This window comes from Actinomadura sp. BRA 177, assembly GCF_013372625.1.
Taxonomy (GTDB): Bacteria; Actinomycetota; Actinomycetes; order Streptosporangiales; family Streptosporangiaceae; genus Spirillospora.
Window position 1 is genome coordinate 1 of record NZ_JABXFD010000694.1, and the last position, 711, is coordinate 711.

Sequence of the window (711 nt, forward strand, 5' to 3'; positions counted from 1 at the left end):
AGGTGTCGGCGTCCTCCGGGGTCTACCCTGTCCTCTTGGTCGGCAGCGTCGGTTGTGCCGGTCTCCGTGGGCGGCGGCTCCGGCCGGCCGCCGCCCGGGACGCCGCCCGGATCGGAGGCGCCGAGGAAGACGCGCGGCGCGTCGAAGCCGCCCGTCTCCGGCGGGTTCCGGGGCGCCCACTCGGGCACGTCGTCGTGGTGTCCGCTCATCGCCGACCTCCGTGGTCCCGGCGGGGTGCCGGGCCGTGTCGCGCCGTGTCGTGACGGGCCGCTCGTGAGACACATCGGAAATCTGTCTCAGGAGGGCCAGGTGTGATGTTCGTCTCATCGGCGCCGCCCGTCAAGGGGTCGGCGGTTCAGGGTCTGACGGGAATCTCGGCGAGCAGCGCGGACAGCCCGGCGGCGCGCCCCGGGGACACCTCGCCCGGCGCCCGTCCCGCCATCAGCGCCCGCAGCCGCGCCACCCGCCGCGGCAGGTCCACCGCCGCGCCGCCGTCCACCTCGTTGAGCAGCGTGGTGACCTGGGTGGCCAGCTCGGTCCCGAACCGGGGCTCGACCTCGCCGGCCGCCATTCCCACGTCGATGTCCCGGCGCATCCGGGCGAGCACGCTCACCGCCAGCGCCCGCGAATCGGCCGCGGGGACGGCCGGACGTGACGGGATCGCCGCGGCCGACTCGCGGGCGCTGCCGGCCGTCTCTCATCCACACCTTC

At 75.7% G+C, this 711-nt stretch carries 2 protein-coding genes; both read right to left on the reverse strand.

From position 1 onward, the window contains the following. On the reverse strand, positions 1-209 hold a 209-nt coding region (locus HUX53_RS40460), incomplete at its 3' end, for a hypothetical protein (protein ID WP_217920389.1). A gap of 146 nt (positions 210-355) precedes the next feature. Then, positions 356-577 (reverse strand): hypothetical protein, encoded by a 222-nt coding sequence (locus tag HUX53_RS38225; RefSeq protein WP_217920390.1) that lies wholly within the window; start codon positions 575-577, stop codon positions 356-358. Positions 578-711: the final 134 nt, after the last annotated feature.